Source organism: Ensifer sp. EB106-05-01-XG146 (genome assembly GCF_058791875.1).
On the sequence record NZ_JBYTDX010000003.1, the window covers coordinates 552,887 to 579,417 of the forward strand.

23 protein-coding genes are annotated in these 26,531 nt (G+C 59.8%); 10 read left to right on the forward strand and 13 right to left on the reverse strand.

Annotated elements, in window-relative coordinates; translation table 11 throughout:
* The first annotated feature begins 7 nt into the window (after positions 1 to 7).
* On the forward strand, positions 8 to 1,168 hold the full coding sequence (locus AC3WVQ_RS31330) for a glycoside hydrolase family 88/105 protein (RefSeq protein WP_060516775.1): 1,161 nt from the start codon (positions 8 to 10) through the stop codon (positions 1,166 to 1,168).
* Here AC3WVQ_RS31330 and AC3WVQ_RS31335 read toward each other — a convergent pair.
* Complete coding sequence (locus AC3WVQ_RS31335) at positions 1,105 to 2,121, reverse strand: LacI family DNA-binding transcriptional regulator (RefSeq protein WP_034798668.1); 1,017 nt, start codon at positions 2,119 to 2,121, stop codon at positions 1,105 to 1,107. The two genes, AC3WVQ_RS31330 and AC3WVQ_RS31335, sit on opposite strands and share 64 nt — an antisense overlap.
* A 137-nt stretch (positions 2,122 to 2,258) precedes the next feature.
* Here AC3WVQ_RS31335 and AC3WVQ_RS31340 point away from each other — a divergent pair, with 137 nt between their 5' ends.
* The 6 genes from AC3WVQ_RS31340 (at position 2,259) to AC3WVQ_RS31365 (ending at position 8,497) form a co-directional block, all read left to right on the forward strand.
* Positions 2,259 to 3,293, forward strand: a complete 1,035-nt coding sequence (locus AC3WVQ_RS31340) for a Gfo/Idh/MocA family protein (protein WP_082936614.1) — start codon at positions 2,259 to 2,261, stop codon at positions 3,291 to 3,293.
* Positions 3,294 to 3,303: 10 nt separating this feature from the next.
* Positions 3,304 to 4,206, forward strand: a complete 903-nt coding sequence (locus AC3WVQ_RS31345) for a sugar phosphate isomerase/epimerase family protein (RefSeq protein WP_034798673.1) — start codon at positions 3,304 to 3,306, stop codon at positions 4,204 to 4,206.
* 59 nt (positions 4,207 to 4,265) lie between these two features.
* Positions 4,266 to 5,498 (forward strand): ABC transporter substrate-binding protein, encoded by a 1,233-nt coding sequence (locus AC3WVQ_RS31350; protein WP_034798675.1) that lies wholly within the window; start codon positions 4,266 to 4,268, stop codon positions 5,496 to 5,498.
* Positions 5,499 to 5,700: 202 nt separating this feature from the next.
* On the forward strand, positions 5,701 to 6,603 hold the full coding sequence (locus tag AC3WVQ_RS31355) for a carbohydrate ABC transporter permease (RefSeq protein WP_060584395.1): 903 nt from the start codon (positions 5,701 to 5,703) through the stop codon (positions 6,601 to 6,603).
* A complete protein-coding gene (locus AC3WVQ_RS31360; protein WP_192444522.1) occupies positions 6,600 to 7,427 on the forward strand; it encodes a carbohydrate ABC transporter permease in 828 nt (275 codons plus the stop codon). The genes AC3WVQ_RS31355 and AC3WVQ_RS31360 overlap by 4 nt, the downstream gene beginning before the upstream one ends.
* Positions 7,424 to 8,497 carry an ABC transporter ATP-binding protein gene (locus AC3WVQ_RS31365; protein ID WP_034798682.1) on the forward strand — a complete coding sequence of 358 codons (1,074 nt, stop codon included), beginning with the start codon at positions 7,424 to 7,426 and terminating at the stop codon, positions 8,495 to 8,497. Before AC3WVQ_RS31360 ends, AC3WVQ_RS31365 begins: the two co-directional genes overlap by 4 nt.
* Positions 8,498 to 8,807: 310 nt before the next feature.
* Here AC3WVQ_RS31365 and AC3WVQ_RS31370 read toward each other — a convergent pair whose 3' ends face one another.
* Genes AC3WVQ_RS31370 through AC3WVQ_RS31380 form a run of 3 tightly spaced genes read right to left on the reverse strand, consistent with a single transcriptional unit; the run spans position 8,808 to position 12,481 of the window.
* Complete coding sequence (locus tag AC3WVQ_RS31370; protein WP_113189540.1) at positions 8,808 to 10,076, reverse strand: glycerate kinase type-2 family protein; 1,269 nt, start codon at positions 10,074 to 10,076, stop codon at positions 8,808 to 8,810.
* Entirely contained in the window at positions 10,073 to 11,161 is a 1,089-nt protein-coding gene (locus AC3WVQ_RS31375; RefSeq protein WP_034798686.1) for a tartrate dehydrogenase, read from the reverse strand. Before AC3WVQ_RS31375 ends, AC3WVQ_RS31370 begins: the two co-directional genes overlap by 4 nt.
* A 21-nt stretch (positions 11,162 to 11,182) precedes the next feature.
* Positions 11,183 to 12,481, reverse strand: a complete 1,299-nt coding sequence (locus tag AC3WVQ_RS31380; protein WP_192444521.1) for an MFS transporter — start codon at positions 12,479 to 12,481, stop codon at positions 11,183 to 11,185.
* Between the two features lie 128 nt (positions 12,482 to 12,609).
* Here AC3WVQ_RS31380 and AC3WVQ_RS31385 point away from each other — a divergent pair, with 128 nt between their 5' ends.
* Positions 12,610 to 13,524 carry a LysR family transcriptional regulator gene (locus AC3WVQ_RS31385; RefSeq protein ID WP_034798776.1) on the forward strand — a complete coding sequence of 305 codons (915 nt, stop codon included), beginning with the start codon at positions 12,610 to 12,612 and terminating at the stop codon, positions 13,522 to 13,524.
* A gap of 133 nt (positions 13,525 to 13,657) precedes the next feature.
* Here AC3WVQ_RS31385 and AC3WVQ_RS31390 read toward each other — a convergent pair whose 3' ends face one another.
* The 4 genes from AC3WVQ_RS31390 to AC3WVQ_RS31405 form a co-directional block, all read right to left on the reverse strand.
* Positions 13,658 to 14,440: a FadR/GntR family transcriptional regulator gene (locus AC3WVQ_RS31390; RefSeq protein WP_060609421.1), complete on the reverse strand. Its 783-nt coding sequence runs from the start codon at positions 14,438 to 14,440 to the stop codon at positions 13,658 to 13,660.
* A gap of 42 nt (positions 14,441 to 14,482) precedes the next feature.
* The gene (locus AC3WVQ_RS31395; RefSeq protein ID WP_060584408.1) at positions 14,483 to 15,379 is read right to left on the reverse strand and encodes an NAD-dependent epimerase/dehydratase family protein; all 897 of its coding nucleotides are present in this window, start codon (positions 15,377 to 15,379) and stop codon (positions 14,483 to 14,485) included.
* A 179-nt stretch (positions 15,380 to 15,558) separates the two neighbouring features.
* A complete protein-coding gene (locus AC3WVQ_RS31400) occupies positions 15,559 to 16,551 on the reverse strand; it encodes a sugar-binding protein (protein WP_060516756.1) in 993 nt (330 codons plus the stop codon).
* Positions 16,552 to 16,599: 48 nt separating this feature from the next.
* On the reverse strand, positions 16,600 to 17,580 hold the full coding sequence (locus tag AC3WVQ_RS31405) for an NAD-dependent epimerase/dehydratase family protein (RefSeq protein WP_192444520.1): 981 nt from the start codon (positions 17,578 to 17,580) through the stop codon (positions 16,600 to 16,602).
* 150 nt (positions 17,581 to 17,730) lie between these two features.
* On the opposite strand from AC3WVQ_RS31405, the gene AC3WVQ_RS31410 reads away from it, so the two are divergent.
* Together AC3WVQ_RS31410 and AC3WVQ_RS31415 are read left to right on the forward strand one after the other, a co-directional pair.
* Positions 17,731 to 18,519: an ATP-binding cassette domain-containing protein gene (locus tag AC3WVQ_RS31410; RefSeq protein WP_234798880.1), complete on the forward strand. Its 789-nt coding sequence runs from the start codon at positions 17,731 to 17,733 to the stop codon at positions 18,517 to 18,519.
* Positions 18,520 to 18,565: 46 nt separating this feature from the next.
* Positions 18,566 to 19,561 carry an ABC transporter permease gene (locus AC3WVQ_RS31415; protein WP_060516753.1) on the forward strand — a complete coding sequence of 332 codons (996 nt, stop codon included), beginning with the start codon at positions 18,566 to 18,568 and terminating at the stop codon, positions 19,559 to 19,561.
* 374 nt (positions 19,562 to 19,935) lie between these two features.
* Here the strand turns inward: AC3WVQ_RS31415 and AC3WVQ_RS31420 are convergent, their stop codons facing one another.
* From AC3WVQ_RS31420 to AC3WVQ_RS31440, 5 genes are all read right to left on the reverse strand, one after another.
* Positions 19,936 to 20,163, reverse strand: a complete 228-nt coding sequence (locus AC3WVQ_RS31420) for a hypothetical protein (RefSeq protein WP_060516749.1) — start codon at positions 20,161 to 20,163, stop codon at positions 19,936 to 19,938.
* A 385-nt stretch (positions 20,164 to 20,548) separates the two neighbouring features.
* Positions 20,549 to 22,846, reverse strand: a complete 2,298-nt coding sequence (locus AC3WVQ_RS31425; RefSeq protein WP_113506347.1) for a PBP1A family penicillin-binding protein — start codon at positions 22,844 to 22,846, stop codon at positions 20,549 to 20,551.
* A gap of 178 nt (positions 22,847 to 23,024) precedes the next feature.
* On the reverse strand, positions 23,025 to 24,329 hold the full coding sequence (locus tag AC3WVQ_RS31430) for an aspartate aminotransferase family protein (RefSeq protein ID WP_404526468.1): 1,305 nt from the start codon (positions 24,327 to 24,329) through the stop codon (positions 23,025 to 23,027).
* Positions 24,326 to 25,144, reverse strand: a complete 819-nt coding sequence (locus AC3WVQ_RS31435) for an N-formylglutamate amidohydrolase (protein WP_127890642.1) — start codon at positions 25,142 to 25,144, stop codon at positions 24,326 to 24,328. The genes AC3WVQ_RS31430 and AC3WVQ_RS31435 overlap by 4 nt, the downstream gene beginning before the upstream one ends.
* Positions 25,145 to 25,162: 18 nt before the next feature.
* A complete protein-coding gene (locus AC3WVQ_RS31440; protein WP_192444517.1) occupies positions 25,163 to 26,506 on the reverse strand; it encodes a glutamine synthetase family protein in 1,344 nt (447 codons plus the stop codon).
* Positions 26,507 to 26,531 lie beyond the last annotated feature (25 nt).

Consider the following 26,531-nt stretch of genomic DNA (forward strand, 5'->3'; position numbering starts at 1 on the left):
AGATCCCATGAACCCGACCGACTATTTCGACCAGTTCGCGCATCGCTACAGTCCCTACAAGGGCGGGAGCTGGTGTTACGAAGACGGCTGCCTCTACCGAGGCCTTCAGCTGCTGTTTCAGGCGACGGGCGAGAAACGTTGGATGGACCATCTTCACCGGCTGGCCGATCGGCAAATCGGGCCCGATGGCTCACTCCTCGGCTACGATCCCACAGAATACAATATCGACCACATTCTCGCCGGACGATCGCTCTTTGCCTTGGCCAGGGATACCGGCGACGCCCGCTATCTCGCGGCGGCAGAACATCTGGCTGGTCAACTCGAAAGCCATCCGCGCATCCCCCAGGGCAACTACTGGCACAAGAAGCGCTACCCACACCAGGTCTGGCTCGATGGGCTCTATATGGGCCTGCCGTTTCAAATCGAATATGCGCTGGCCACGGATAGGCCGGCGCTTGTTACTGACGCCCTTCGGCAATTTTCGACGGCGCTTTCGCTAACGGCGACCCCGGCCGGCCTCTATGTTCATGGTTACGACGACAGCCGAAAACAGCTGTGGTCCGATCCGGAGACAGGCAAATCGCCTGCCGTGTGGGCACGCGCTGTTGGCTGGCTGGCGATGGCGCTCGTGGATGCGCTGGCGCTTCTACCTGATGACGAAATCTCCGGTCCTCATCGGCTGAGGGCACGCCAGCTTTTGGTGGAACTCATGGCGCGGCAGACATCGTCTGGCCTCTGGATGCAGGTGCTTGACGCACCGAACCTCGAAGGCAACTACGAGGAAAGCTCGGCCTCCGCCATGTTTGCCTATGCGCTGATCCGCGCCGCACGCCTTGGGCTCGTCGAACCTGATCGAGCGTCAGAGACAATCGCGGCCGGCCGCCGCGCACTCGACGCTCTGCTCTCTATGCGGCTCATTGCCGACGCCCAGGGCATAACCAGGCTGACGACGATCGTCTGCGTTGCAGGTCTCGGAGGCTTCGAAGGCACGTACAGGGACGGTACGCCCGGCTACTACCTCGCAGAACGGCTGGTGAGCGACGATCCCAAGGGCGTCGGTCCGCTGATGATGGCCTTCGCCGAAAGTGTCAGCAAACGTGTCGATCAGTCGCTCTCACCCGGGACGAGCGTCATGGGCCAGAGGAACCGCGCAGATCTCACCGGGTAAATGTCGGCAAAAGCCGGCATCGTACCAAGCAGGGATTCGGCAAGTGCTATGCCAAGATCGCGTAGGGACAGGCTGAAAGCCGTCAATCGGGGCGACAGGAATTGCGAATGCGGACTTTGACGACCGATGATCGCCATGTCCCGTCCGGGCTTTATGCTGGCTTCCACCAGTCCGCGATAAAGGCCGACAGTGATTGCTTCGTTGATGAGCACAATCGCCGTCGGACGGGTCTCAAGCGCACTCAGTTCCCGGGCGATTTGATACCCTCCCGCTTCGTTCGGGGTTGAGCGGAATACATGACGCTCGTCGAGGTGAAGCCCATGTCGGGCCAGGGTCGCGCGGCACTGATCTTCAAACACATAGCCCAGGTTCATGTCGTCATGCGGCCGCGTAATCGCTATGTGCTTGTGGCCGTGCGCAACCAGCCGATCGATCGATGCCTCAGCCATGCCCTCGAAATCCAGATCAAGCCAGGGTTGACCGACATCTGTCAGGCTACGTCCGAGCGTGATGAACGGGATCTTGCGTTTGGACAACAGCTCGAAGCGGGCATCGTGTCGCCTTGTTGCCGAAAGGATGATGCCGTCGGCAAAACCGCGCGCGACAACGCGCTTCAAGTAGTCGTTCGGATCCTCCTCAGAGGAGCAGAGCAGGGCGACGAGGTCGAGCTTGTGACGAGCAAAGACGGTCTGGACACCGTCGAAGACGCTCATGAAGAATGTGTCCCCCTGGCCGGTGATTTCGGAGCCGGTCTGCATCATGAAGCCGATGACGCCGGTCGCGCCCTTGCGGAGCGCACGGCCCGATTGGTTGGCGACATAACCAAGGGACTCGGCTGCTTCGAGCACCCTTTTTCGGGTCTCTTCGTTGACGTCGGGCTTACCGTTCAGCGCCCGGGATACTGTCCCGATCGAGATATCGAGGTGTTCGGCAAGCTCGCGAATCCCCTTCATTTTTCCGCGTTCCTCCCCAGACCCGCGACTGGTCATTTTCACACCTCTTGACATAAAAACCCTTTGCCGCATAGTATCGTAAACGTTTACGGAAGCCAATTGAGGAGTTGCTGCTTCCGTTTCTTGGAGGAAATCACGTGCGATACAGGGCCGTTTTGTGCGGGTGCGGAGCTATGGCCAAAGGCTGGCTGAGGGCGCTGACGGAGAGCGAACTTCTTCGCGTGAAAGTCGAGATTGTTGGCCTCGTCGATCTCGACCAGGCGACTGCTGAGGCGCTCGCTACCGAATTTAACCTTGGCGGCATCGTTATCGGAACGGACCTGCCGACCGTGCTTCGCGAGAGCCGCGCAGATCTTTTGTTCGACATCGTCGTTCCGGCCGCACGTCGTGCGGTGGTGGCCGCCGGACTTGCGCATGGTTGCCACGTTTTGAGTGAGAAGCCCATGGCCGCCTCGCTCGGCGAGGCACGCGAATTGCGTCGACTTGCTGCAGCGGCCTCGCGGATCCATGCGATCGTTCAAAACCGTCGCTTCATCAGCGGTGTTCGGCGCATACGCCGCCTCATCGAGTCGCTCGTTCTCGGTGAGCTGACGGCGTTGCATTGCGACTTCTTCCTCGGCCCGCATTTCGGAGGATTTCGCGAGCAGATGGACAATGTCTTGCTGCTCGACATGGCCATCCACACCTTCGATGCAGCGCGCTTCATGTCGGGCAAGGACCCGCTCGCGGTCTATTGCCACGAATACAATCCCAAGGGCTCCTGGTATCGCCATGGCGCGGCCGCCAATGCGATCTTCGAGTTCTCCGACAATGTCGCCTTCACCTATCGCGGTTCCTGGTGCGCTGAGGGTGCCAACACCAGTTGGGAGAGCGCGTGGCGCATCACCGGTTCGAAGGGCACCTTGCTTTGGGATGGCGGCGATCGCTTTGACGCCAAAGTCGTTACGGGTCAGGAGGGCTTCATGCGCACCGTTGAACCGGTCGCGGTGCCCGATACCGAAGATCTCGCCGATACGAACGGGCATGCCAGCGTGATCGAGAATTTCATCCGCGCGATCGACGCGGGAACCGTGCCGGAAACCGACGGCAGCGACAACATCAAGAGCCTTGCCATGGTCTTCGGCGCGATCGACAGCGCGCGGGATGGCAAACGCGTCACCATTGCAGCCTAGGGAGCCTATTTTGATCAACCCAAGCAAATCCATCCGTATTGGCACGATGATCTCTGCCACGAAGGGCGGTGCCGACAGGCGTATCGCCCAGATCGCGGGCATGGGCTTCGAGAGTTTCGAGCCCTTCTTCTGGCAAACGACGAATGGCCAGGACCTCGCCGACCTCGGCAAGCGTTGCGTTGCGGCGGTCGGCGATCGTGACATCACCATCTCCACGATCGGCATGTTCGGCAATCCGTTGGAGACGACCGCGATCGACGAAGAGACCTTGCAGGGCTGGCGAGACTGCATCGACAATGCCCACCACTTCGGCGCGACCTGCGTTGCCGGGTTCACCGGCCGCCTTCGCGGCAAGCCTTTGACCGACAGCCTGCCGCGTTACAGGAAAATCTGGTCCGAGCTGTCGAAACGTGCCGCCGACAAGGGCGTGAGGATTGCATTCGAGAACTGTGCCATGGACGGCAACTGGCATACCGGCGATTGGAACATCGCGCATAATCCGGATGCCTGGGAACTGATCTTCAACGAGACGCCAGACGACCACATCGGGCTCGAATGGGAGCCATGCCATCAAATGGTCTATCTGATCGATCCGCTGCCGCAGATCCGCAAATGGGCAAGCAAGATCTTCCACGTGCACGGCAAGGACGCGACCATCCGCTGGGACGTCATCCGTGAACACGGGATCTTCGGCAAAGAGAAATTCGTCTTCATGCGTACGCCCGGCTTTGGCGACACGAACTGGACCGACGTGATCTCCGAACTTCGGCTGGCTGGTTGGTCCGGCTCGATCGATATCGAAGGCTGGCATGACCCGGTCTATCGCGACGATCTGGAGATGACCGGCCAGGTTCACGGCCTGAATTACCTCAAAACGTGCCGGGGCGGCGACTTCGTCATCGATCCGGTCTGAGACGTGCATGTTGGCCGGCATGGAGGATGCCGGCTCGGGGATAATCAAAGGAGGAGAAAATGGCTATCCGCGGATCCGCAATCCTGGGCGCGCTCGCCCTTGCAGGTGTCTCTCTATTCGGCCTCACCGCCAAGGCGGAGGATGTCACGATCAGCGTCTGGTCGCTCGATCGCGATATTCAACCCGCACCGAACTTGATTTCGGACTTCAACAAGCTGAACACTGGCATCAAGGTCGAGTACCGCCAGATCCAGTTTGACGACGTCGTCAGCGAGGCGATGCGCGCCTATTCGACCGGGCAGGCACCCGACATCATCGCTATCGACAATCCTGAGCATGCGCTTTTTTCGTCGCGCGGCGCGTTCCTCGATCTCACCGATATGATCGCCAAGTCGACGGTGGTCAAGACGTCGACCTATTTCCCTGGCCCGCTCGCCTCCACCATGTGGGATGGCAAGAATTACGGTCTTCCCAAGGCCACGAACACGATTGCGCTCTACTACAACAAGGACATGTTCAAGACGAAGGGCCTCGATCCTTCCAAGCCGCCGCAAACCTGGGACGAACTCGTCGATGCGGCTCGCAAGCTGACGGACCCTGCGGCCAACGTTTATGGGATCGCGTTTTCAGCTAAGGCGAACGAGGAGGGGACCTTCCAGTTTCTCCCCTGGGCCCAAATGGCCGGTGGTGGCTACGAGCACATCAATTCGGATGGCGCCGTCAAGGCGCTCGACATCTGGAAGACCATCATTACGGAGAAGCTGGCGTCGCCGGACACGCTCACCCGCGGACAGTGGGATTCGACCGGTACCTTCAACTCCGGCAACGCCGCCATGGTCATCTCCGGTCCGTGGGAGCTCGACCGGATGGTCAAGGAGGCGAAGTTCGATTGGGGTGTCGCTCTGTTGCCCGTGCCTGAGCTCGGTGCGGAGCGTTCATCGGCCATGGGCGATTTCAACTGGGCGATATTCTCCAACACGCAACACCCTGCCGAAGCGTTCAAGGTGCTCGAGTACTTCGTCTCGCAGGACGATCGCATGTTCAAGGACTTCGGCCAGCTTCCCGCCCGTTCCGACATCGCTATTCCGGAGACTGGCGTGCCGCTCAAGGACGCGGCCCTTAAGGTCTTCAATGAGCAGTTGAAATACGCAAAGCCGCGCGGCCCGCACCCGGAATGGCCGAAGATCTCAAAGGCAATCCAGGATGCAATCCAGGCAGCGTTGACGGGACAGATGAGCTCGAAGGAAGCACTCGACCAGGCTGCTGAAAAGATAAAGGCAGTCCTGGGCTAAAGTCTTGGCCAAGGCGGCCCAGAGGCATCCCGCCTGAACCGGAGAGCCGGGCCGCCTTCCGCAAGCGCTCGATCGCATTGAGGCGCTGGGACGGAAACCCGCAAAAACCATGCCGGCTATGCCGGCGTGGTTCTGGTTGTCTAGTTTGCAGGCCAAGCTGCGTCAGCCCAAATGCGCTGAGGCCTTGGCGGCGGAGGAGCTCATGAAACGCCTTCTATCCAGCATCATCGACGGCCGCGGCTTCGATATCGGCCTCGTGAGCCTGCCGCTCGCCTTCCTGCTAACCCTGTCCGGCCTGCCACTGCTCTACAACATCGCCATGAGCTTCCAGGAGGTGGACATGTTCAGCCTCGGCAGCTTCTGGCGCCCGTTCGTCGGTCTCAAGAACTACCGCGATCTCTTCGCCCAGCCGGAAACCTGGCCGATCCTGGCCAATACCGCGACTTTCGTCGTCGCCTCGATCGCCGGTCAGTTCCTCGTCGGCTTTGGACTGGCGCTGTTCTTTTGGACAAATTTTCCAGGCGCCTCGTGGGTGCGGGGTCTGTTTCTGGTTTCCTGGGTGATGCCTGGCCTCGTGGTTGGCGCGATCTGGAATTGGATCCTGTCGGGTGATTTTGGCGTGCTCAACTTCATACTGAGGGAAACGGGCCTCATCGACAGTAATATCTTCTGGCGCTCGGATCCCGGTTACTCGCTCTGGGCCGTCATAATCGCGAATATCTGGCTCGGTACCTCCTTCAACATGATCCTGATGTCCGTCGGTCTGTCGGCCATTCCGCGGGACCTTTATGAGGCGTCCGAATTGGATGGTGCCAATGTCTGGCAACGCTTCTGGACGATCACGCTGCCGATGATGCGCTCGTCCATAGGGGCCATCATCGCGCTCGGGCTCATTTTCACGCTGCAGCAGTTCGATCTTTTCGCCTCGATCACCTCCGGAGGGCCGAACAATGCCTCCAACGTCACGCAATACTGGGCCTGGGATCTGTCTTTCCGGCAGTACGATTTCGCCAAGGGCGCGACGATCTCGGTGATCATGATCGTCTTTGTGATGATCGCTTCTGTCGTCTACGTGCGTTCGACACGGCATGAGGTGCGCGGATGAGCAATGTATCCCAGGATCGCCTGCTTCTCGCAATCGCGATCATTCTCGCCGGCCTTTATCTGTTCCCACTCTACTGGATGTACATCACCACGATCAAATCGGGGTCGGAGATGTTTGCCACTCCGCCGACCTTCTGGCCGAGCGATCCCCAGTGGCAAATCTTCGGCAACGTGTGGCAGAGCCGGAACATGGGCCGGTACATCTGGAACTCCTTGGTCATCGCCTGCGGAGCGGTCAGCGTCATCACCGTGCTTGGTGTTGGCTGCGCCTACGTGCTGGCGCGCTATCGCAACATCTGGATCGATATCGGGCTCTTCCTCATCCTCATGTTGCAGGTCCTTCCGGCGTCGCTGATGGTGACGCCGATTTTCGTGGGCTTTTCGCAAGTTGGGTTGCTCAACTATCCGCGGCTTGCCGTCATCCTGGCGATTGCGGCCAAGAGCATGCCGTTCTTCGTCGTCCTGGTGCGCGCGACCTTCATGAGCGTGCCACAGGAACTGGAGGAAGCAGCCCTTGTCGACGGCAACTCCAGGGTCGGCGCATTCTTCAATATCGTCCTGCCGCTCGCACGCAACGGCATCCTCGTCAGTGCGATCCTGATTTTCATGCAGGCCTTTGGCGAGTTCGTCTATTCGAAATCGATGATCCAGGCCGTCGAGCTGCAACCGGCAAGCGTGGGGTTGAACTCCTTCATGGGGCCAAACACCAATGAATGGAACAATATCATGGCCTACGCGGCGATCTACGTGACGCCGATCCTCGCCATTTTCGTCCTCCTGCAACGCCGCATCGTCTCTGGTCTTACCTCGGGAGCGCTCAAATGAATGCCCAGATCGAACTAAGGAACGTCAACAAGTATTATGGTGCCTACCATGCGCTGAAGGACATCGAGCTTTCGATCCGCAAAGGCAGCTTTACAGCTCTCGTCGGTCCGTCAGGTTGCGGGAAGTCGACGTTGTTGCGGTCTCTGGCGGGCCTGGAGAGCATATCGTCCGGTACGCTCAAGATCGCTGGCGAGGTGATGAATGCAGTGCCGCCGCGCAAGCGCGATGTGGCGATGGTGTTCCAGTCCTACGCGCTCTATCCGCACATGACGGTTGAGGAAAACCTGACTTATAGCCTACGCATCAGGGGCGTTGCCAAGGCCGAACGCAAGAAGGCGGCACATGAAGTTGCCGCCGTCACCGGGCTCACGCATCTCCTGGCGCGCTACCCGCGCGAGCTTTCCGGGGGTCAGCGGCAACGCGTAGCGATGAGCCGGGCGATTATCCGGCACCCAAAGGCGTTCCTGTTCGACGAGCCGCTCTCCAATCTTGATGCCGCACTTCGCGTTCATATGCGCAAAGAAATCCGCGCGCTGCACGATCGGCTGGGCGCCACGTCGGTCTATGTCACGCACGATCAGGTGGAAGCGATGACAATGGCGGACCATGTCGTCATCATGCGTGACGGCGTCATCGAACAACAGGGCAGTCCGCTTGAGCTTTATGACCGGCCGGCTAACAAGTTCGTGGCCGGCTTCATTGGATCTCCTGCCATGAATTTCCTGCCCGCGGTCGGCGGTCCGGACGGACGCTCGATCATCCTCGATGTCGGTACCAAACAAACGATCGCCCTTAACCGGACGGTGCAGCCAGGACAGGCCTTGAGCGTCGGCTTGCGTCCGGAGCATATCGAACTTGCGGCAGCCGATGAGGGCATTCTCTCAGCACCAGTGGCAATGATCGAATCGACCGGTGCGACGTGCTTTCTGACAATGGCAACCACGCCCGAGCTGTCGGTGGTCTTCAATGGCCGATCGGTCGCAAGAGCAGGCGACCGGGTCGGACTGAGCTTTGCTCCCGGCAGCATGCATCTTTTCGATGCCGATACCCAGCGCCGCCTTGCCGATTGAAGCCCAAACTATCCAGGCGCGCACCGCCAAAAAAGGAGCCTGCCGACGCCTCGGCCGTGCGTTCCCGGCCAACTCGTCGGTTCTCAGCGGTGGCTCGACCCGCTTCGAGGATCATGCTTTCCCGATCTGAGCGACACGGAGATTATTCGTGCTGCCTTCAGTCGCGAACGGGAATCCGCTGACGATGACAGTTTGAAAGTCCGTCCGACGCCGGTGAGGAACAACGATTTGAGCGTTTCGGGCGAATTTGAAGCCGGCCCGACCGTCGCAACGATCTTGGCCTTGCGGTTGCTGCGTGGGAGCATGATTTCTATCCGATCAGGATTGCGCGTATGTCATTGACGTTTGTGAGTGTTGGCCCGGTGACGACAAGGTCGCCAATCGCCTTGAATGCGGTGTAGCTGTCATGTTGTGAAAGCGCGGTGCGCGGAGCAATGCCGACTTGCTGCAGACGGGTAAGGGTGTCAGGAGTGACGAAAGCACCCGCAGCGTCCTCGACACCGTCGATACCGTCTGTGTCTCCGGCAATTGCCCAGATCGAATTTGCACCACTCAAGCCAATCGCAAGGCTCAGCAGGAATTCGGTGTTGCGGCCGCCACGTCCGGTCGAGCCTTTCGGCAAGGACACGGACGTTTCTCCGCCCGACAGGAGCACGGCTGGTCCCGCAACCGGTAAGCCCTTGTCGCGCGCGGAGAGCGCGATGCCGGCAAAGACTGTACCGACTTCTCTCGCTTCTCCCTCAAGCGCATCGCCAAGGATCAAGGGGCGGATCCCGTGAGATTGCGCAACTTGTGCCGCCGCATGCAGGGCTGTGGACGGTGAGGCTATCAGCCGCGTTTCTGCGTTAATCGGGGCGCTCGCCGCCGCGGAGCCGCCACCGTCGAGAACGGCGATCGCTTCCGGTGGAAGAGCGAGTTTGTAGCGCGCGACGATTTCGCGAGCCTCGACAACGCCCGTCTCGTTGGAGACAGTGGGTCCCGAGGCAATTTCGGAAGAGTTGTCGCCCGGCACGTCGGAGATCACGAGCGTGACGACCCTTGCAGGATATGCTGCCTGCGCGAGCCGTCCGCCTTTTATGTTTGAAAGCTGCTTTCGAACGGTGTTCATCTCCGAGATCGTCGCACCGCTGGCAAGCAGCATCCGGTTGACCTCCTTCTTGTCGGCCAACGTCATGTTGCCGGCTGGAGCAACCAGCAAAGCGGAACCGCCGCCTGAAATCAGGGCAATGACCAGATCGTCCGGCCCAAGGTCGCGGACCTTCTCAAGGATACGTGTCGCCGCCTCAACGCTCATCGCGTCGGGGACCGGATGGGCCGCTTCGACGATTTCGATGCGCCCGGCAGGAACTGCATGGCCATACCTCGTCACGACTAGTCCGGAAAGTTCAACGTCGCTCCATGCGGCGTCGAGTGCCGCCGCCATCGCAGCCGAAGCCTTTCCGGCTCCGATCACGATGCAGCGGCCCTTGGGCGGATCCGGTAGGTGGTTTGACACCACTCTAACCGGATCCGCGCTGGTGACCGCTGCGTCGAACATTTGACGCAGCGCATCGCGGGCGGATGTATCGCTAAAGGTCATTCGGCAGCAACGAGGATGTTTGAGCCGGCGATCGCCTCGCAAACGGCATCGGTCACCTGCTGTGTGGTGGCGGTGCCGCCGACATCAGGGGTGAGGATGCCTGCCTCGGTGACGCGTTCGACAGCCGTCATCAGTCTTGTCGCAGCGTCTTTTTCTCCAAGATGTTCGAGCATCTGGGCGGCCGTCCAGAAGGTGGCGATGGGGTTGGCGATGCCCTTGCCGGTGATGTCGAAAGCTGAGCCGTGAATCGGCTCGAACATTGATGGGAAGCGACGCTCCGGGTCGATATTGGCAGTCGGTGCGACGCCGAGGGAACCAGCAAGGGCGCCGGCGAGATCCGATAGGATGTCGGCATGCAGGTTGGTCGCTACAATGGTGTCAAGACTTTCCGGCCTCAGCGTCATGCGCACCGTCATCGCGTCGACTAGCATCTTGTCCCAGGTCACGTCCGGGAATTCCTTCGAAACTTCGGCAGCGATCTCGTCCCACATGACCATGCCATGCCGCTGCGCGTTCGACTTGGTGACGACGGTCAAGAGCTTGCGCGGCCGCGACTGGGCGAGTTTGAAGGCGTAGCGCATAATGCGGGTAACGCCGACGCGTGTGAAGATGGCAACCTCGGTGCCAACTTCCTCCGGCAGCCCCTTGTGGGCGCGACCGCCGTGGCCCGAGTATTCGCCTTCGGAATTTTCTCGAACGATGACCCAGTCCAGGTCGCCTGGCCCGCAGTTGCGCAGCGGCGGAGTAATTCCTGGGAGTATCTTGGTCGGTCGGACGTTGGCGTACTGGTCAAAGCCCTGGCAGATTGGAAGACGCAGGCCCCAGAGCGTGATGTGATCGGGGACATCCGGCGCACCAACCGCACCAAAGTAGATTGCGTCGAACTTCTTGAGTGTCTCCAAACCATCGGCCGGCATCATGACGCCATGTTTTTTGTAGTAATCCGAGCCCCAGTCAAAGGTTTCGGAGTGGATCTTGAAGTCGCCGCTACGCTTCTCCAGCGCCTCAAGGACCTGAAGACCCGCTGCGATCACTTCCGGGCCAATTCCGTCGGCCGGTATCGCTGCAATTTTGTATTCGCGCATTGTTGTTCTCCAATCTGGATTTCAATGTTGAATGGAAGCCGTCGGAGTGGCCTCGCGGGAGGCCCCGCGAGCAAGGATCAGAGTGACCACTGCCGAAATCACGAGCAGTGCCGCGACGAAGTAGAGACCACCGGCAAAACTCCCTGTCGTGTCCTTGATCCAGCCGATCATCGAGGGGCCGACGAAGCCGCCGAGGTTGCCCAATGAATTGATGGTGGCGATACCAGCGGCTGCGGCCGGGCCTGAGAGGAACATCGTCGGCATGCTCCACAGCGGCGGCTTGGAGGCGCTGATCCCGATGTTCACAAGCGTCAGGGCGATCATCACGGCAAACACAGTCGTCGCACCGGTTGCAAAGACAAGGCCCGCGGCAGCCAGCAGACAGGAACCGACAACGTGCCAAGTGCGTTCGCCGGTCCTGTCGGAATGGCGTGCCCAGACAATCATGCCGATCACAGCAAAAACAGCTGGAATGGAATTGATCAAACCAACGTGGAAAGACGAAAGGCCAAAGCTCTTGATGATCTGTGGTGCCCAGATTCCGAGCGTGTAGAGACCTGCTGACGTGCCAAAGTAGATGAGCGAAAGTGCAAGGACCCTTACATCAGCGAGCCCTGCCCAGATGCCGTGGCTTGCCTTCACCTTGCCGGCCTGTTCCTGCTCCATGGTCTTCACAAGCCAAGCACGCTCGTCGTCGGTAAGCCACTTTGCCTTTTCCGGTCGGTCCGTCAGGAAAAACAATACGACCACACCGAAGATTACCGCCGGAACAGCTTCGATGATGAACATCCACTGCCAGCCGGCCAGGCCCCAGATGCCGTGCATCTCGAGAAGGGCGCCAGAAATCGGCGACCCGATGGCTGTTGCAAGCGGAGCAGCTGCCATAAACATCGCGGTGACCGCCGCTCGGCGACGCGCAGGAAACCAATAGCTCAGATAAAGAATGATGCCTGGGAAGAACCCAGCTTCGGCCACGCCCAGCAAGAAGCGCAGGGTGTAGAAGCTCGTCGTGCCTTGGACCAGCGCCATCGCACCCGATACCAGGCCCCAAGTAATCATCACCCGGGCAATCCAGATGCGGGCGCCGACTTTGTGGAGAATGAGGTTCGACGGCACCTCGAAAAGAAAGTAGCCGAGAAAAAAGATGCCCGCGCCCACGCCGAAGACGGTCGATGAAAATCCAAGGTCCTGGTTCATCGTCAAAGACGCGAAGCCGATGTTCACGCGATCGATGAATGCGATCAGGTAGAGAACCATGATGAATGGCACGATGCGCCATGTGATTTTGCGCAATACGCGCGTCTCCCGGTCGCTCGTCAAAACAAGCTCCTCCCTATGTTCGAACCCGGCGCGTCCTCTCGCGCTTGTCGAGAAGGTTAGTTTCTCCTTTCCTGCGCATGAAGGTTCATGCAATTATATAATTTATTGATATAATGGAGGGCGTGGGGGTGGAACTCGAACAGCTCAGGTGTTTTGTCGCGGTCGCCGAAGAACTGCACTTTGGAAGAGCTGCCCAGAAGACGGGCATGCTGCCTGCTTCGCTCGGCCGGCACATCCGGTTACTGGAAGAATCTTTGCGAACGCAGTTGTTGAGTAGAACAACCCGAAGCGTGAGCCTGACCGATGACGGCGTGTCGCTTTTGCAAGAAGTGCGGCCGCTCCTGGGGCGGCTTGACGAAGTCGCCGAAAAATTTCGTGCAGCCCGACACAGGCCGTCCGCCATACTGCGCATCGGCGCGATCGATAGTGCTGCCGCCGGTCTCTTACCGTTGCTCTTGCAGGATTTTCGGGAGGCGGCGCCTGATGTCATCACCCAGATCATTGAAGACAAGTCTGTCCGGCTTATTCCGAAACTGTTGGCCGGGCGCCTCGACCTTGTTTTGATCCGTCCTCGCGATGGGATCAGCCGCACCCTGAATGTGCAGTTGCTGTTTCATGAAACGGCAGTTGTTGCGGTACCAATGGGGAGTGCTCTTGCTGGACGGTCTGAAATTACCGTCCAGGATCTGGCGGAAGAGCCATTGATCGTGCCAGAACGCCGCTCGCGACCGCACAGTCATGACCTCACAATGGGATTGTTCGCGGACTTTGACATGCGTCCCCGCGTCGCACAAATAGCCGATGAAAAGCAGACGATAATCAATCTGGTTGCCGCCGGAATCGGGTCCGCCATCGTTCCACGCTGGACCTCGAAACTTGCTGTGTCAGGTGTCAGCTACATCCCGCTCGCTCATCCATCGGGATCGCCGATGCATCGACTACCCCTCTCAGCCGCCTGGATGAAAGCGGTGCGAGATCCGTTGCGCGACACGATGCTCGCCTTGTTGCAGCACAATGTCGCGCGATACGCGGAATTTGCGTGAACGCCACGAGCCGTAAAAGGCTGTCACGATCGCGATCCTCGGCCTGACGCTGCGCGGGGGGCCTTAGCCGGTCCACCGCATGGGTAGCTCTCAGCAGCAGTTTGTTCACGACGACGTGCGGCGCGCCCTGAGCTCACATGTTGCGCTCTGAATGCGCAATGAGTGCATCGGTGTTCGCTAAAAGTCGCCTTACGGCGTTACGGGCCGCGTTCGGGCGTTGAAGCCGAATGCTTTTCTCGATGTTCTCATGGAGCCTAAGGGCATGGACGAGGGTGCTGTCGTTCCGGGTTACCAGCAGGAAAAGGTGGTTGAGTGCGGATTCGATCAACGTCCCGAGCGGAATGAGGAGGTCATTTCCGGAAGCGCGCAGGATCGCGAGGTGGAAGCGCGTGTCAGCTTGGGTGCGAGCCTGCAGCGTTGTCGCTTGCCCCATGTCTCTCAGTGCCTCGGTGATTTCGGCCATCTGTTCTTCGCTGCGGCGGATCGCTGCAAGGGCGGTGGCTTCCGGTTCGATGATGTGACGAAATTCCTGTACGGTCTTGAGGAACTGGATCCGATCCGGCGAGTGTGCGTACCAACTCAGGACGTCGCGGTCGAGCAGGTTCCAACGCTCCTTCGGCTCCACCCAACTGCCGATTTTTGGACGCGATGCGAGTAGCCCCTTGGCCATCAATATCTTGATCGCCTCCCTGACAGCGGTTCGGCTTACATTGAAGATTTCCGTCCACTGGGCCTCGTTCGGCAGGATCGTTCCCGGAGGATAGTCGCCACGCACGATCCTGAGCCCGATATCTTCGGCAAGCGACATATGAACGCTCGGCCCTGACATGCGCGGCGCGTCGAGCCGTCGGGTCGCACGCGCCGCCTCCGCGGTACCCGAGCCTGCGGAGCGTTTTTCTGGTCGCTGTTCAGCCATTCATCTTTTCTCGTATCTCGAACCCTCTAGCCACGCATTGCGTCACCTGCCGCCAACATAGGTCCGCCAGCTGTGTTGCGGCTGAAAACCGAGCATCGCGCGCGCCTTCCGGTTCGACAGAAGTGTCTCGTATTCGCCAAGCTGTCCTTTGACCGGTACGCCCCGATAGAACCGGTCGATCAGCTCTTGCGTCGGAAGGTCTGAAGACGTCTCGTCGTTCGCTGCATTGAAGATCTGGAACCCGAGACCATCCGTGTCGATGGCCCTGAGGGTGATCTGGCCGAGGTCCCGCGCGTCGATGTAGCTCCAGGCGATGCGCTTTCGAAATCCAGGATCGGTAAACCAGCCTGGGAAAAGGTGGTATTCGTTGGGCTCGATCACATTTCCAATGCGCAATGCATAGATGTCGGCTCCGCTTCTGAGCGCAAAGGCGCGCGCGGTCCTTTCGTTCACCACCTTGGAGAGCGCGTAGCTGTCCATCGGATCGACGTCATAGTCCTCATCGAGCGGAAAATAGTGCGGGTTTCGTGGCTCATTGGCGAAGACGAGACCGTAGGTCGTTTCGCTGGATGCGATGACGATCTTGCGGATGCCAAGTTTCGTCGCGGCCTCAATGACATTGTAGGTGCCCATCACATTGATGCGAAAGAGTTCATTGTCAGGCGCGATCAGGATGCGCGGGATCGCCGCGAAATGAACAACGGCATCGATCGGTTGCGGCGCAAGCGACGGGTCGAATTCGTGCAGGCCGGTGTAGCTCGACAGCGCATTGAACACTTGGCCGCTGTCGGTAATGTCGGTGATCAGCGTGCGTACTTTCGGGTTATCGAGGGGCTTGGTGTCGAGGTTGAGCACCTGATGGCCCTGCTCGAGGAGGTATTGCACGACATGGCGGCCAGCCTTGCCGCTACCTCCGGTGAAGATGATCCGCTTGGTCATTGCGCTCTCCGTGCTTTGCAAAATTGGGGAATGGTCTTGTCGATGATAGTTCGCCGAAGGGAACTTCCAAGCGGGGTCGTTGCAAGGAGTCGCGGCCGGCCGTCAAGCGTGCTGACCGCGCTCGCTGCTCATGGGGCGGAGGCGCCGGAGGCCGTCAAAGGGCGCTCCGGCCACCGTTCCTATTTCTGGATGCAGGTATCGGCCGTATCCTTGGTGCATTCATCGAGACCGGTAAATACCGGATCGTCTACCGGCTTGCCGGCGATCAGGTCGAGCATGACCGATGGCGCCTTGTAGCCCATTTCGAAGGGTCGTTGGCCGACAAGTGCGGTCACGAGACCCTCCTTGGCGATCGCCACTTCCTCTCCGATCGTATCGGCCGCGCCGATGACGAATTCATTCTTCGCAATCTTGTCTGCCATTGGCTTGAACAGATCGCGATAGGGTTGCGGCGCACCGAACAGTGGCCAACCACCCATGATGCCGAAGGCGTCGAGATCGGGATTGGCCGCAAGAATGTCCGTCATCGCCTGCACGCCTTTGGCGCCGTCGTCATTGGTAAAGACCGGGCAGCCAGCAACCTCGGTCCAGCCACCTTCACCCTTTAGCTCGGCCAGCCCGTCCTTGCCGGTCAGCACGTCACGCATCCCTTGAGCACGGCGCAGGATGTTATCAGCGCCAGGGTTCCCTTCGATCGTGCAGATCTTGCCGCCGTTCGGTTTTGCCTTCTTGATGTAGTCCGCGATCCGCGCGCCCATCGTATAGTTGTCGGTACCAAGATAGGTCTTTCGCAGGCCCGCATCTTCCTTGGCAAGGTCGGCGTCAAGCGTCATGACCGGGACTGTCGGGTTTGCCGACTTCAACGTCTGGGCGATCAGCTTGGCGTTTGAAGGCGAAATGGCGATCGCAGCCGTGCTGGGCTTGCCGAGCATGTCCTGGACGATCTGCGCTTCTCCTGCTTCGTCGGAAGTCGACGCCGGGCCGGTATAGAAGCATTCATATTCCGAGCTTGTGTTTTCCTTGTTCCACTTCTGGCAACCCTGATTGATCGCCTCGAAGAAGGGATTGTCGAGACCCTTGACGACGATGACGAGCTGCTTTTTCGTCTGGGCGCCGGCGGGGCCGGCGGCCAGCGCCAGCGCTGCGACTGCGAGCACCAATGCTTTCCTCATTTTATCCTCCCGTTGAAACAAGCGGACACCCTCTGTCCGCGGCACAAATCAACCCGGATACCAGACGATACGAGGGTCACTTGGTGGACGCTCGTATTGAAAGGCCTGGTCGATAAGCTTTTCGAGATCGTATTCCGGTTGCCAGTCCAGCAGGAATTTTGCCTTGCTGTTGTCCAACCAGTTTGAGTGGAAATGGCTTGGAACATCGACCGACGGCAGGTCGCGCGTGCGTTCGAGATAGCTTGCGACCTCGCCGTAATCGACCGGACGATCCATGGCGATGTTGAAACGTTGACGCTCTGCGTGCGGATTGTCGATCGTGCTGAGGATCGCTGACACAAGGTCGCTGACGTGGACGAAGTTGCGCTTGAGCGGTCTTCCGTCGGCATCGCGCAGTAATGGTACGGTTCCGGCCTTTGCGTGGCGCCTGGCTTCATGGGGCGGAAAATACGTCTTCCAGTCCGGTCCACCGAAAACGTCGTCGCCGAAGGAAAGCGAGTGCCTGAAGTCGTCCTTTTCCATGATCCACGGCGCACGCAGGCAGCAGACGTTCATCCCATATTGGACTGAGTACTGCTCGACCATCACCTCCTCGAGGACTTTGGAGAGCGCGTAGCTGCCGGGATAGGCGCGATGCGGTGTCACCTCGGTTATCGGTCCTTCATGGCGATAGAAGAAATGGCCGACCGCGGCGTCGCCGCCGATCAGAATGAACTGCCGGGCTGTTGGGCTCATTCTGAACGCTTCGAGCAGCCAAAAGAGACCTTTGACGGTCACATCCATGACGTCGGCGGGCGTTTCCTTGCAGGTCGCCAGATGCACGATATGGGTCGCGCCGGCAATCGCGGCGTCAGCGACCGCGCGATCGGCGATGGAGCCGCGGATAATCTCGAGGCGCTCGCTTGGATTGAGCACGCGGTTGTGGCAGAGCGCGCGAATGCGCGCTTTCGAAAAACGTGGTCGGTCAAGCAGCGTGGATATGAGGTGCTGCCCGACCTTGCCCGTTGCCCCGGTGACAAGGATAAGCATGCTTATCTCCCAGTAGTAGCTAATATATGATTGCGACTTTCGTCAATGTCTAATTGTCATACAAATAAGGTTTATCAGACGAGAGATCATTGACGCGGTTGTGATGATTTGCGTAAATAAGCAATCTCTCACTCAAGGGGCGGGCATATTGTGACGCGCCTTGGTGAAGGCCGCGCGTCTTGGGAGTTTGGAAGGCTGGTCGTGCTGCTAGAACTCAGCAATATTTCCAAGCACTTCGGGGCCATACAGGCCGTCAATGACATTTCGCTGTCGTTAGAGGCGGGCCAGGTTGTCGGATTGATGGGCGACAACGGCGCCGGCAAGTCGACTCTCGTCAAAATGATTGCGGGCAACTTTCGACCGAGCGAAGGCACGATGCGCCTCAATGGCAGCGAAATCGTGCTGCATCGCCCGGTCGAGGCGCGGCACTTCGGAATTGAGATCGTGCACCAGGATCTTGCCCTTTGTGACAATCTCACCGCGGCGGCGAACGTTTTTCTCGGACGCGAACTGAGGCGGGGCATCGGCCCATTGGGCGTGCTCGACTACAAGGCAATGTACCGGAGGGCCGCGGAGATCTTTAAGGAACTCCGTTCCGAGACCAGAGCACGCGACCTCGTGAAACAGATGTCGGGCGGTCAACGCCAGGCGGTGGCGATTGCGCGTACGATGATTTCGGAGGCGAAAATCGTTCTGATGGACGAGCCGACCGCGGCCATTTCCGTGCGCCAGGTCGCTGAAGTGCTCCATCTCATCCGACAACTGCGCGATCGTGGCATTCTGGTTGTGCTTATCAGCCATCGCATGCCCGACGTATTCGATGTCGCCGATCGCGTCGTTGTCATGCGCCGAGGCCGAAAGGTGGCGGACAAGCCAATCATCGAGACCTCTCCGGAAGAGGTGACAGGGCTTATTACTGGCGCCATTGAGGGTGGATAGAGGAAAACGATCTGGGTCTTTTGCGCCGGAGGAACGCGAGGTTAACATGGCAACGACGCTGCACGAGACGATAGCCCATAGGCAGCGCACGCTCGCAGCAACAGTCCTGGGCAGCCAGACCTTCTGGGTACTGGTCGCCGTCATTCTCGCCTGCATCTTCCTGTCATTCGCCACCGACAGTTTCGCAACGGCAAAGAACCTCTACAACATCACCCGCAACGTCACTTTCATCGCAATCATCGCGCTCGGGATGACGCTTGTCATCATCACCGGTGGGATTGATTTATCGGTAGGGTCGGTGCTCTGCCTGTGCAGTATGGTACTTGCAGTCACGATGCATGCGGGATACGGCATAGGGACGGGCATTGCCGTCTCGGTCGCCACGGCATTAGTGATCGGCGCGTTCAATGGCATCTTGATTGCCTATCTCGGCTTTCCGCCCTTTGTCGTAACGCTCGGCATGCTCTCGGTTGCCCGGAGCCTGGCCATGGTCGCGTCCAACAATACTGTCGTCTTCGAATTTGGCCCCGATCATGCCAAGCTGCTGGCGCTGGGCGGTGGGGCGGTCTTCGGTATCGCCAATCCAGTGATCTACATGATCGTGCTGGCGCTCCTGACCGGCTTCGTGCTGCGGTGGACGCGGATCGGCCGCTACATTTACGCCATTGGTGGCAACGAAAAGGCGGCCGTTGCCACGGGCCTTCCCGTACGACCCATCAAGGTCTGCGTCTATATGATCTCGGCGCTGTCGGCTGGCATCGCCGGCATCATTCAGACCGGCTGGCTGGGTGCTGTGACGACCAATATTGGAGCGGGCATGGAGTTGCAAGTCATCGCTGCGGCAGTGATTGGGGGCGCTAATCTCGCTGGCGGCGCAGGTACTGCCTTCGGCGCACTTGTCGGTGCGGCACTCATCGAGGTGATCCGCAATAGCCTCGGACTTCTCGGCATCAATGCGTTCTGGCAGGGGACATTCATCGGCGGCGCGATAATCCTTGCAGTCCTTTTCGATCGCATCCGCAATTTCCGCCAAAGCGAGTAGCGCACACGCCCTGCAGCACGCGATTTTCTCACGCGTTGGTCGCGCACGCCAGTGCGCGCGGTAGTGCGAGTTTGTGTTCTATTCCCGGTGGAGAACGCGTTCATCACCCGCCTACCATTCTTCGAAGGCCGCTTGCGGTCGTGAAGGCTGCTCGGACCTATGCGTCTCACTGGAGAGGAGAGGCATGACGGATCCAGCATGCTGTGGCTCGGGGTGCTCGCTACCCATAGGCATACGAGCCAGCGCCTATGGCCATCAGGGCCAGGAGACGGGGATACTTATGACCGAGGGCAAAGAGGTCGAGATTTGGTCGAGGGCAAGCTCGACGGTGTTGCACTTGTGAGGCAATTTACGGCCAAACCCGCAGCGCCACACTAGCCATTCGGCAGTTCTTTGAGCATTGTCAGTCGGTTTCCAGGCAACAGAGCGATGATTTTGTCCTGTTCAAGAGCGTAGAGCACCTCCAGGATTTCATCCTGCGAGAATCCTGCCGAGGTCAAAGGATCGCCGACTTCAAACACGTTGATGGACATGTCCGGCATAGCCTTCAATGCGCGTAGGCGCTCGATCAATGCGATTTCGGTTTCCGTGAATCTGCTCATACCAACTACATAACGCTCTTCGGGCAGAATTGTCTCATGGCCATTGCACGTCTGCCGTCATCGCTATGACCATGGTCCGCGGATCGAGCTGTTCCAGCGGATCGAGCTCTTCCAGTTGCACGACCTGCGCACGGCCTGGCGGCGGCCCTCGGCTACGCGGTGTTGTCACGAAGCGTTGACGGCGTTGTGAAAAAGCCCCACCTTCGCCGGAGCGATGATGGGGCTCCTACCTTGATCCGGAGGGATCCGAGATCATCAGCAAAGCAAAAACACGAATGTACGGAAAAGGTTCCCGCTTGCTGGGCCGCCTTGGCCGGTTCCGAGAGGGGAAGGCATCGAGGCTTGCCGCCTTTGTGGGCGGTTCGCATTTGATCCGACGTATTCGTCATTTTTCGCAGAGCCTTCGCTCCCCGAAATAGGGTTGGTAGCTGCAGTCCGATGGCCGGAAGGAGCGATAGCTGCGAGAGCAAGCGGTGATGTTGCAGCTCTGAGGCGGAGCGCTGTCGTCAACCAGAACGCCCGCTGCGGGGGTCGCCAACGCTTCCCGCATGAAATCCCGCCAAATCTGCGCTGGCATATCCCCGCCCGTTACGCCTTTCATCGGCGTGTCATCGTCGTTGCCGACCCAGACCCCTGCGACAAGTGGCTCGGTGAACCCGACAAACCAAGCGTCACGATTGTTCTGGCTGGTGCCGGTCTTGCCAGCAGCAAACGCGCCGGGGTCGGCTGCGCGCCCGGTACCGCGTTCCACGACAAGCTGTAGAAGGGAAAGGAGATCGCGCCGATACGGGGCCAGATCCACGCTTGGCGTATCTTTTGCCCCGACTCGAAAAGCCGTTGCTTGGTTCGAAGCCTGAAATTCGATAATTCCCCTGGGTTCAACGGGGGCCTTGCCGAATTGCACGGACGCATAGGCACTTGTCAGGTCAAGCAAGCTGACCTCGGACGTGCCTAACGCCAGCGAAGGCGTATCGACAAGTGGCGCGTCGATCCCGAGTTCACGCGCGGCACTGATCACCTTGTCAAGGCCGACATGTTGGGCGAGCGCCACTGTTGGCGCGTTGAGAGACCGGGCGAAGGCCTCAGCGATCGTGACCCAGCCGCGATAGCGGCCGCCGGAATTCTCTGGTGACCAGCCGTTGATTTCGATCGGTGCGTCCAGTACCCGGTCGGATAAGGAAAGTCCGGCCTTCAGAGCGGCATAGTAAACGAACAACTTGAAGGTGGAGCCCGGCTGCCGTTTTGCCGTGACGGCACGGTTGAACTGGCTCTCTTTGTAATCGCGGCCGCCGACCATGGCCACAACCGCTCCATCCGGGGTCATTGCCACCAATGCGGCCTGAGATGCACCAACAGTTCTTCCCTCAGTATCCAAGGCCCTCTTGATGACCCTTTCGGCAATCCCCTGAAGCCGGGGAACAAGCGTCGTTCGAACTGTGGTCGAGCCCGGCGAAGTCCCGGCGATTTCGCTCGCCTGCGGTGAGACCCAGTCCGCAAACCAACTGCCGGATCGGGGCGTTGGCGTTGTCGGGTGGAGGGTAGCAAAGCTCGCCTTGATCTGCGCAGCCTTTGACGCGTCAACCTTGCCGTTCGCAACCATCGCGTCGAGGACGACCGATGTGCGCTTTCGGGAACCTTCAAGATTGTCGATCGGGTTCCATAGGCTAGGAGCCCGCAACAATCCCGCCAGAAGCGCCGATTCCGAAAGGTTTAGCGCTCCGATATCCTTGTTGAAATAAATGCGTGCGGCGGCCGGCATACCCGTTGCGCCAGCGCCAAGATAGGCGCTGTTGAGGTAACGCGTCAGGATTTCCTGCTTTCCGAGTTTCCACTCCAGCCACAGGGCAATCACAAACTCCTGTATCTTTCGTTTTACCGTACGATCGCTGTCGAGATACTGCAACTTGATGAGCTGCTGGGTGATCGTGCTACCACCCTCCACAACCGACCCTGCCTTGAGGTTTCGAAGAAGCGCTCGTCCGATGCCTCTGATATCGATGCCGAAGTGGTCCATGAACCGCCGGTCTTCAACAGACAGTACCGCATCGATCAGTTGTGGCGTGAATTGGTCGAACTGTGCGTAAGGTCCTTGATAAGGTCCTTGTCTGACCAGCGGCTGACCGTCCGCGGTTTCCAACACCACGATAGGCTTTAGTGTACCGTCCCTGATCTCGGCCCAAGGGACATCTTTTAGCGCCCACACCAAGCCCGTTACACCAACCAGAATACAGAAAACGGCGGTCAGCCGCACCGCCGATTTCCACCTGGCTTTCCTTTGCAAGACAGGCTGGCTAGACCGGCGAAGCGCTCGTCCTGCCTTTTTGGGAGCGTTCGCAAGTGCCCCGCCGAGATTTTTCAGCAGAAATGAAAGAGTTTGCTTATCCGCAGCCTGGACCTTGGTCTTTACGGACGAAGCAGCCGCCCGGACCTTGACCTTGACCGCTGTTGAGATAGCCCGCAAATCGTCGTGAAGCGCACGAAGCAGAGCGTGCGCTGCCTGTCGGGTCTGCTCAAACGGCAGAGGCAGATGTTCGCTCGTTCCAGCTCGGATGAACGGGTCAGCGTCTGCGCTGTGATCCGCCTCTTTTGTTGCCGCGGGGGCTCTCTGGGCGAGCACTTCCGCCTTTTGATGGTCGTCCGACCCAGTGCCACTTCGTGTAGAGACGTGAGGATTGCGGGGCATTTTTTAAGACGCTCAAACCCTTAATGACTTAGAGCACTGTGGCGGGTTCTCAACGTACGGCAAAGACGCTGGTTCCAGCCAAAGGAAATACGCCGCCATCATCAGTGCGCGCGTCACGACAGGTGGGACCTAAAAATCCCAACCGTGGCGGGCGCGAGCTTAGGTCTTGAGACTGCCTTTACCAGCCCGCGAACTGCGAAACAACTGTATCCGGAGCGTCGGAGACTTCGGCGAAAGCTCGATCCAGAACGTTTAATGCCTGAACGATGTCGGTGTCCGGGACGGTCAGCGGCGGAGTCATCTCCAGAACATTTGCGTTCATCCCGACACAGTAGACGACGAGGCCGAGTTCATAGGCCCGATAGATAAGTTTTGCTGCTTCCGCTCGCGCTGGAGCCCGTGTCTGCCGATCGAGAACGAGGTCGACGCCGCAGGCAAGACCTCGACCGCGGATATCGCCGATCAGTTGATATCGTTCGGCAAGCCTTGCCAGGCCGTCGCGCAGCAGTTTGCCTTTGCGCTCCGCTTCCTGCGCAAGCTCGTCGCGCTCAATGGTTTCAAGAACGGCAAGGCCGGCGGCAGTAGAGATCGGATTGCCGTGGAGCGTCTGCATGGCAAAGGCGCTGGCACAATCGAGGATGCGTGCCGGGCCGATCGCGGCAGAAAGCGGCAGCCCGCCGCCAAGACCCTTGCCGATGGTCAGGATGTCGGGGACGAAATCCTCATGTTCGAAGCAATGCAGGCGGCCGCTGCGGCCAAGCCCGACCTTCACTTCGTCGCAGACGACGAGCACACCGTATTCCCGGCAGATCGCGGAAAAGGCTTTAAAAAAACCGGTTGGCGGAACGATCAGGCCGCCGTCTGACTGGATCGGCTCGATGAAGGCGACCGCGAAACGCTCCGGCGCCGCCTCAAGTCGCTCCCGTAATTCTGCGAGTATCGCACCACCTGTCGGGTCGTCGTGGTAGGGCCGGTAGGGATCGGGGTACGGTAGCAGGAGCAGTCCGTCCGCCTTGGTCGCGCCCGCCTGGACGCTGTGGCCGGAAAAAGCCATCGAGCCCACGGTACAGCCGTGGTAGGCGCCGACGAAGGCGATGACGCCCGACCGTCCCGTCGCCTTGGTGACAGCGCGGAAGACCGCCTCGTTGGCATCGGATCCGGAATGACCGAACCAGACCTTGTTGTCGCCCGATCCGGGAAAGGCCGTGAGGAGTTTTTCGGCAAGGGCCGCCGCCGGTCCATTGGCGGCAGAAAGAACACTGGCGCCGGCGGGATTTGCCGCAGCACCGGAGATTGCCTCAACCAGCGCCGGGTGGCCATAGCCAAGGCTCGCCGCCCCCCATGCCCCGGAGAGGTCGATCAGTTCGCGGCCGTTTTCCTCCGTCAGCCTCGCGCCGCGGCCACCGGTCACTGCAAGCGGGAAGAAGCGCAGCTTCTGCAGGTTGGCGATTGCCGCTTGGTCTCTCTCGTAGAGTGCGGTCACGGGGCTTCCCCTACGCTAGCTTTAAGACACCGGGTGAGACGCTCGCCCCAGGCAGTGACGCCCGCATCCGTATCGATCAGATCGTGGCGCACCTCGATCAGAACGCCCGGAAGCCCACGCGCGTCGGCATGAACCGGCACGGTGTAATCCTCGTCGGGATGGATGTTGTAGGGCTCGTTGTCGCCGATCGTCAGCTGGCTTTCGCTGGCCAGTTCTCGGATCAGCGAACCGGCAAAATCGACGGCGTCGCGATAGAGGATGCCGGCCTGCCAGGGGCGCGGCTTACCGAAGTAGACCGGCGTGAAGCTGTGGATGCCGACGACAAATGGCCGCTTGCCTTCGCCTTCGAGCCGGTCGAGACGGCGGCTGACCGCTTCAGCGAAGGGCGTGAACAGCGTATCGATCCGCTGCTGCCGCTCTTCGTCGCTCAGGTTTCGGTTGGCGGGGATCTCCGTCGTCTCGCTGATCTCGGGGATCATCGAGGGGGCGGGAAGCGGCCGGTTGCAGTCAATCACCAGCCTTGAATAGTTGGTGAAGAACAGTGGTGCATCGAGGCTGAGGCTTAGGTGCTGAGCCAGCGCCATGGCGCCGATATCCCAGGCGATGTGGCGCTGGCGCTCGTGCAGCGGAAGCCCCATATCGCCGAGCGCGCGTGGCATCCGGTTGGAGGCGTGCTCGCATAAGAGCAGGATCGGGGAGGTGCCGTCCGGGTTGAAGACCGCATAGGGCGGCAGTTCGTCGATCGAAAGCAGCGGCGCGCTCGGGTCGTGTCGCGCGCCGGGTTCTAGGCTCTTGATGGCCGTTGTCGAGGTCATGGGTTGCCCATCCGTCAATCAGTAGACCGCCGCATAGCGGGCACAAAGTTCGTCCGGCGAGAGCCCATCGACGATCTCGATCTCCTTGCGCTTCATCGCCATGTAGCAGTCAAGGAAATCTCGAGAGAACCAGCCCGTGACGACCGGATCGGCGGCGAGCGTATCCAGAGCTTCCGGCAGGCTCGCGGGCAGACGACGAATACCGAGCTTCTCCTGCTCTGCCGCCGAGAAATCGGAGGGGTCGGAATTGATCAAGGGCGGCTGTTCGAGCCCGGCCTTGATGCCTTCGAGGCCGGCCTTCAACAAGACGGCCAGCGACAGATGCGGGCTGGCGCATGCGTCGGCGGCGCGGTATTCCATGTTGAACTGCCTGGCCGGATTGCTGCCGGGAAGGTCCAGTGTCGGGCAGATCCTGAGCGTCGCTTCGCGGTTCTTTTCGCCAAGGCAGGTGTAAGCGGCGCTCCAATTGTGCGGCACGAGCCGCATGTAGGAAAGCACCGACGGAGCGGTAAAGGCGATCAGCGCCGGCAGATGCTTGATGACGCCGGCGGCAAAGGCGCCGGCGATCTTGGAGAGCCTGCCGGGGCGCGAGGCGTCAAAGGTCACCGGATTGCCGTCGAGATCGGTGAAGCTCACATGCAGGTGCACGCCGTTGCCGACGCCATTCGAGACCGTCTTCGGGGCAAAACTCGCGTTCCAGCCGAAGAGGGCGGCGACTTCCTTGGTGATTGCACGGATGGTAGCGCCGCGATCGGCGGCGGTCAGCGCGTCGGCGGGACGGCAGGTGATTTCGAACTGGTCCTTTCCGTATTCCGGCAGGAACATTTCCGGCTCGGCGCCGGCTTCCTGCAAAGCGGTCATCAGCAGAGACCCGAAGGGTTCGGCACGGCGCTGGGCGCGCAGGCCGAAGGACGGCGCATCCGGCCAGTCGACGCCGAGCAACTGGAACTCCTGCTCGACGGCTGAAATGACTTTGAGGCCGACTTGTTCGTATTCCTTCAGCGTCTGTTTCAGGAAGCTGCGTACGCAGCAGTCCCAGGCATTGCCTTGGAGGTCGGTGATGTCGGCGTGATAGAAATGCAGCGGCGTCTCGTCTGGCAGGCAGGTGACGCGCGCCTTGCTGTCGGGGTCGGCCATCAGCCGGAGGTCGCCGGCCGAGCCCCAGGGATTGTTCTCGGCAATCAGGTCGAAGGGCGTGAGCGCCAGGTTGGCCGGCACCCAGCCGACACCCTTGCGCAGGTAGCTGTCGATCTCGGAAGCCGCAAAACTGCGGCCGCGCGTGATGCCGGCGATGTCGGTCGTGACGAAGGTGGCAAGTTCCGTCAGTGCGGCGGCCGCCTTGCCGTTGTTGGTTTCCGTCATGGGGTTCCCCTCTATTCGTTCATTT

Excerpts from the sequence above, each read along its gene's own strand:
- AC3WVQ_RS31330 (WP_060516775.1), top strand. The coding sequence starts at position 8 with ATGAACCCGACCGACTATTTCGACCAGTTCGCGCATCGCTACAGTCCC.
- AC3WVQ_RS31335 (WP_034798668.1), bottom strand. The coding sequence starts at position 2,121 with ATGAAGGGGATTCGCGAGCTTGCCGAACACCTCGATATCTCGATCGGG.
- AC3WVQ_RS31350 (WP_034798675.1), top strand. The coding sequence starts at position 4,266 with ATGGCTATCCGCGGATCCGCAATCCTGGGCGCGCTCGCCCTTGCAGGT.
- AC3WVQ_RS31355 (WP_060584395.1), top strand. The coding sequence starts at position 5,701 with ATGAAACGCCTTCTATCCAGCATCATCGACGGCCGCGGCTTCGATATC.
- AC3WVQ_RS31360 (WP_192444522.1), top strand. The coding sequence starts at position 6,600 with ATGAGCAATGTATCCCAGGATCGCCTGCTTCTCGCAATCGCGATCATT.
- AC3WVQ_RS31365 (WP_034798682.1), top strand. The coding sequence starts at position 7,424 with ATGAATGCCCAGATCGAACTAAGGAACGTCAACAAGTATTATGGTGCC.
- AC3WVQ_RS31370 (WP_113189540.1), bottom strand. The coding sequence starts at position 10,076 with ATGACCTTTAGCGATACATCCGCCCGCGATGCGCTGCGTCAAATGTTC.
- AC3WVQ_RS31375 (WP_034798686.1), bottom strand. The coding sequence starts at position 11,161 with ATGCGCGAATACAAAATTGCAGCGATACCGGCCGACGGAATTGGCCCG.
- AC3WVQ_RS31390 (WP_060609421.1), bottom strand. The coding sequence starts at position 14,440 with ATGGCTGAACAGCGACCAGAAAAACGCTCCGCAGGCTCGGGTACCGCG.
- AC3WVQ_RS31395 (WP_060584408.1), bottom strand. The coding sequence starts at position 15,379 with ATGACCAAGCGGATCATCTTCACCGGAGGTAGCGGCAAGGCTGGCCGC.
- AC3WVQ_RS31400 (WP_060516756.1), bottom strand. The coding sequence starts at position 16,551 with ATGAGGAAAGCATTGGTGCTCGCAGTCGCAGCGCTGGCGCTGGCCGCC.
- AC3WVQ_RS31405 (WP_192444520.1), bottom strand. The coding sequence starts at position 17,580 with ATGCTTATCCTTGTCACCGGGGCAACGGGCAAGGTCGGGCAGCACCTC.
- AC3WVQ_RS31415 (WP_060516753.1), top strand. The coding sequence starts at position 18,566 with ATGGCAACGACGCTGCACGAGACGATAGCCCATAGGCAGCGCACGCTC.
- AC3WVQ_RS31420 (WP_060516749.1), bottom strand. The coding sequence starts at position 20,163 with ATGAGCAGATTCACGGAAACCGAAATCGCATTGATCGAGCGCCTACGC.
- AC3WVQ_RS31425 (WP_113506347.1), bottom strand. The coding sequence starts at position 22,846 with ATGCCCCGCAATCCTCACGTCTCTACACGAAGTGGCACTGGGTCGGAC.
- AC3WVQ_RS31435 (WP_127890642.1), bottom strand. The coding sequence starts at position 25,144 with ATGACCTCGACAACGGCCATCAAGAGCCTAGAACCCGGCGCGCGACAC.
- AC3WVQ_RS31440 (WP_192444517.1), bottom strand. The coding sequence starts at position 26,506 with ATGACGGAAACCAACAACGGCAAGGCGGCCGCCGCACTGACGGAACTT.